At 35.8% G+C, this 4,520-nt stretch carries 6 protein-coding genes, 1 tRNA gene and 1 other RNA gene; 1 reads left to right on the top strand and 7 read right to left on the bottom strand.

Going from position 1 to position 4,520, the window contains the following annotated elements; genetic code table 11:
• From rnpB to QZV68_RS09985, 4 genes are all read right to left on the bottom strand, one after another.
• An RNA gene (gene rnpB, locus QZV68_RS10000) (RNase P RNA component) lies at positions 1–193 on the bottom strand; the annotation flags it as partial.
• A gap of 20 nt (positions 194–213) precedes the next feature.
• Positions 214–288, bottom strand: a tRNA-Met gene (locus QZV68_RS09995).
• A gap of 103 nt (positions 289–391) precedes the next feature.
• Positions 392–913, bottom strand: coding sequence for a hypothetical protein (locus tag QZV68_RS09990; RefSeq protein ID WP_296880853.1), 522 nt, complete (start codon positions 911–913; stop codon positions 392–394).
• Positions 914–921: 8 nt separating this feature from the next.
• Positions 922–1,329 carry a hypothetical protein gene (locus QZV68_RS09985; protein ID WP_296880852.1) on the bottom strand — a complete coding sequence of 136 codons (408 nt, stop codon included), beginning with the start codon at positions 1,327–1,329 and terminating at the stop codon, positions 922–924.
• Between the two features lie 98 nt (positions 1,330–1,427).
• Between QZV68_RS09985 and map the strand changes: the two genes are divergently transcribed.
• Positions 1,428–2,345: a type II methionyl aminopeptidase gene (map, locus tag QZV68_RS09980; protein WP_296880851.1), complete on the top strand. Its 918-nt coding sequence runs from the start codon at positions 1,428–1,430 to the stop codon at positions 2,343–2,345.
• Between the two features lie 74 nt (positions 2,346–2,419).
• Here the strand turns inward: map and QZV68_RS09975 are convergent, their stop codons facing one another.
• From QZV68_RS09975 to QZV68_RS09965, 3 genes are all read right to left on the bottom strand, one after another.
• The gene (locus tag QZV68_RS09975) at positions 2,420–3,160 is read right to left on the bottom strand and encodes a lectin like domain-containing protein (protein WP_296880850.1); all 741 of its coding nucleotides are present in this window, start codon (positions 3,158–3,160) and stop codon (positions 2,420–2,422) included.
• A gap of 181 nt (positions 3,161–3,341) precedes the next feature.
• A complete protein-coding gene (frhB, locus tag QZV68_RS09970; RefSeq protein ID WP_296880849.1) occupies positions 3,342–4,193 on the bottom strand; it encodes a coenzyme F420 hydrogenase subunit beta in 852 nt (283 codons plus the stop codon).
• An 11-nt stretch (positions 4,194–4,204) separates the two neighbouring features.
• The coding region (locus QZV68_RS09965) for a 4Fe-4S dicluster domain-containing protein (RefSeq protein ID WP_296880848.1) at positions 4,205–4,520 on the bottom strand (316 nt) is incomplete at its 5' end.

Below are 4,520 nucleotides of genomic sequence, written 5' to 3'. Positions count from 1 at the left end.
GCATCCTACGGAATGGCCGTTTCACCGCTTCTTTTAATGTCCTCAATTAAATATCATCGTCTACCATTAAAAGCCGTGTCGTTTCTGCTCCAGAGTCATGCTTCTCAGCATACGTTTTTCAACGCCGCAGTTCTGTGTGATGGGCGGAGTTTCCTTAGTTTAGAAATAAACCAGCAGCTGTCTTTAACTTGCCATGAAAATATTAATTAAAAGTAGCAGGGCCTAGATTTGAACTAGGGATCTCGGGGTTATGAGCCCCGCGGGATCACCAGACTACCCCACCCTGCTATACAAACAAAAATAGTACAAAACTATAATATAATTATAGAAAAGATAATATATAAATCTTTCGATATTTTGGGCCAAAATAGAAAAAAGGAAGAAAATAAAATTATTTATTTTCCAAAGATTCAATCCTCTTATCCAAATCATCCAGTTTTTCTTCAGTAGCTTTCTGGAATTCTTCGGATGATTTTTTAAAGTTATTGAATGATTTTTCCAAAGTATCGACTTGATTGGTGGTTTCACTAAATTTAGACTCCAAATCTCCAATATCATCGGTTGTAGCCAAACACCAATCCTTAATCAATTCATCACTTTTTTCATCAAGGAATGAATCAATCTTTCTAGAGAATACATCAGTATTCAATCCTGACATATCAATGTCGCTTAATTTAACCTTAATCCTCTTACCCATTGAATCTGATTCCTTTTCATCGCCGGATTCATCGACTTTAGATAATTCATATCCTGAATCATTGCCTAAAACCTCATTCATATGAGCATCTGCAGTTGTCGGAACATAACTGCGAAGCTTTTTAGCGGTTTCTGGACTGTTAAGCAGGTAGTAATAGACCAAAATTACGATTGCGACAATCAATATCAATATAGCAACAGCTTCAATAGCTTCCATTTTATCGCCTATTTATCCATTTTTTTAAGTTTAGCTTCTTTAGCTTCGATTTCTTTAAGCATTTTCTCTAATTTTTTTTGCTCGGTTTGAGCTTCCAATCTGGCCAGTCTTTCGTTAATTTCAGTGTGCAAATATCCCACTTCACTTCTGACATCAGTAGTTGATTGCCTGATTTCAGAGAGACTGTCCTGTTTGTCCTGTGGTAATGGAATTGGATTATCCATCAATCTTTTGGATTCAATATCCTTTTCAACCATAGACATTTTTTTAAGTTCAATTTCTTTTTCGAGCATTAAAATAGAATTCTTGGATTGTGCAATCTTTCTCCATTGGAATACAATGATTAAAAGCACAATGGCTACAATAATTAAGATAATTAAATAAAATATTTGATCCGGTATTGTAGGAATATCCATATTTTTTGCCTCCAACTAATTTATACAGTATAAATAATATATAATAATATAAACTTTATCAATTATAAAATTATTTATTCAATAGAAGGTAAAAATTTATGATGGAATCTTATATAAAAGCTGGAAAAATTGTTTCAGATATTCGTAGTGAAGCCTCAAAGATGATTAAAGATGGAACTTTAGTCATTGACTTGGTTGAATATGTCGAAAGTGAAATTTTAAAAACAGGGGCAGAAATTGCTTTTCCATGCAACGTTTCTCTAAATGAAGTGGCCGCCCATTACACTTCACCTGCAAATGATAAAACATTAATTCATGCAGGAGACATGGTCAAACTGGATTTAGGAGCAATGGTGAATGGATACATTGCCGATTCTGCAGTAACAGTCATTGCTGATGGAGATATAACTGAAAACTATTCACAGGATGAAATCAATTTACATGAAGAAATTGTTGAAGCATCAGCTGCAGGTCTTGAAGCCGCAATTGCCACCGTCAGAGCAGGTGTTGAAGTGTCAAAAATAGGAGCGGCAGTTCATGAGGCAATATCAGAATATAATCTCAATCCAATTTTCAATCTAACAGGACATAGTCTGGAGCAGAATAATCTGCATGCAGGAATATCCATACCTAATTACGATAATCATGACGGATATGTTTTAGAAGAAGGTCAGGCAATCGCAATAGAACCCTTTGCCACAAACGGAGAAGGAATCGTAAATGATGCTCCAGGACATTACATATACTCCTACCTTGCAAACAAGCCGTTCAGAATGAAAAACACTCAGAAGGTATTGAAATACATTCAGCAGAATCACAGCCATGTACCGTTTTCAGGCAGATGGATTACAAGTGAATTCGGCGAAAGAAGAGGAAAAATAGCATTAAGACAGTTAGCCGATGCAATGGCTATTTATCCTTATGCGCCGCTTCGCGAAAAGCAGGACTGCTTTGTAAGTCAAAAAGAGCATACAGTCATAGTGGAAAAAGAAGGCTGTACAGTAACAACAATCTAAAATAAAGGGATTAAATACATTAATCATTGGCCTATCGAGTATAGGCAATTTAATGATTAATCAATCCCAAATATCTATAGCTGATTTTTTGTATAAACTTTTAAGGATATAGTTTTATTTTCTAAGGATATGTCTTTCCATCCGTCACCATTGTTTACAAAAGTTGTATTTTTCGAGTAATGTTGTCTTGAATAGCTTAATATAGGAATGCTTTTCTTTTTCATCACTACTTTAAAGGTATCATCCCCTTTAACTGGAATTTCTTTAGTTAACTTAACTGTATGGAATCCATAGTATGGCGCACTTCCATTCTGCGAGTGTTTCAACTCCCCATTTACATAGACATCAAGCGAATAGTTTTCACCTTCACCACCAAAGTAAGTTCCAACGCCACTGATTAGCTCATTTCCATTGCTTTTGTAGGTATTTGAATAGCTCACATTCTTATCATATCTATCAAAGGTTAAATTTCCAGATAAATCCGTCTGATAATTTGTTGTGTAACTTTCAGTATTTTCAATAACAAAACCTACTGTATAAGTATAATTAAAAATACCTCTATCATAATAGGAAATATATCCATATCCATTTTTTCCCCAAGTGGGGTTCCAACTGTTTTTAATTATCCATGCCCCATCTCCCGGAGGAGTAATTAAAAAGTTTTCTTTTGAATAATTGTCATCCCATCCAACAAGAGCGACCTCATGATTTTGATCCGTACTTACATTCTGATATTGTGCTGCAGTACGATCATTGTAATAAGGTGCATATATGAATGTAATAAATATATTACATATTTTATATGGGATTCTCATTCACCTATCAGAGCGAGGCATTCCCCAGCCAGCCAATTTATGGCTTTTAATCATATATGTAATAGAACACGACTTAAAAAGAATATACGGCGAATAAAACTAAAAAAATAATAAAAATCAGAAAAAAACCACTATAAACTGTGGCACATCTTAAAAAAAAAGAAAAAAGAAAGAAGCGGAATTAGTATTCCACAGGAAGTGGTAATCCTAATTTAGCTCTTCTTTCACGTTCTTTACCGTTTTTGTCTTTCTTACCTTTAGCTAATTTTTCAAGTAAAGGAAGACCAGGTTTTACGTCGTCCATAGGTTTTGTTTCAATTAAACCAGCGTCGACAGCAGCTTTAAATACGGATTCACCATCATCAGTTCTTGTTAAAACAGTGGACCATCCGTCAGGAGATCCTACAGAACCTGTTGATACGTCAGCCCATTCAGCAACATAATCCATACAGATGTTACATCCAGCTTGTTCGTATCCGTGTGTTTCTTTGATAGCTAAACCAGAGTCTTCACCGTCTTTGGTTAACCAGAATTTACCTTTACCGATGTCCATTTTGGTTGCATCTTGTAAACTGTCAAATCCTAATTTTGCGGTTGCAAAGGTATCAAGAGAAGCCATTGGGAAGTTTTCCATACAGTAGATACCGATGATTAATTTTACTTTATCAGCGACAAATCTAGTGAACGGATAAGATTGTGCTTTTCTTAAACCTTGGGTTTGACATGGAGTTGATACAACACCCACTTTTTCTAAACCGTATTGACGGGTTGCTTCTTTTAAAGCAGATAAGGTTGGGGACATTGAGTATTTAGTACCTGCTGCTGCGATAACTTCATCAGATGAGGTTACAACAGTAGGAATAGGTCTCCAGTCTTCATCAGGAGTTCCAGCAACAACTGCACCTTCAATGATTCCTTCATCGAGTGCGTAACAGAGTAATGCTGAAACAATTCCTCCGTCTTGTGATACATCTAATATTTTTTTATCAGTTGATCTTGCAGATAATGCTTCTTTATAAGTACCTAATGGCATGTTCAATCCTCCTATAATCCAGTATCCTCTTTAATTCTTTTTATAGGTAACCATGCTCTTGGACACATTGCATAACAAGATCCACATTTAATACATCTATCTCTGTCACAGCTAGGTCTACCTTCAGAAAAGCCCATAGCTCTTGTTGGACAAGCTAGAGCACAAGTTCCACATCCAGTACATAATCCGTTACGGATTACATTGGTTAATACGTCACAGCCACAGCCGGTGTTGCAAGCAGCTTTATCAATAGCAGGTTGTAAGTATTCCATGTCTCCGTTGCATAATGCTACAACAACTTTTGCAATCATTTCAGGAGCTACAGGA

Origin of the sequence: uncultured Methanobrevibacter sp. (assembly GCF_902801725.1) — an archaeon.
Classification (GTDB): Archaea; Methanobacteriota; Methanobacteria; order Methanobacteriales; family Methanobacteriaceae; genus Methanocatella.
Note: the sequence above shows the minus strand (reverse complement) of the source record. Positions and strands in the feature narration are given on the sequence as shown.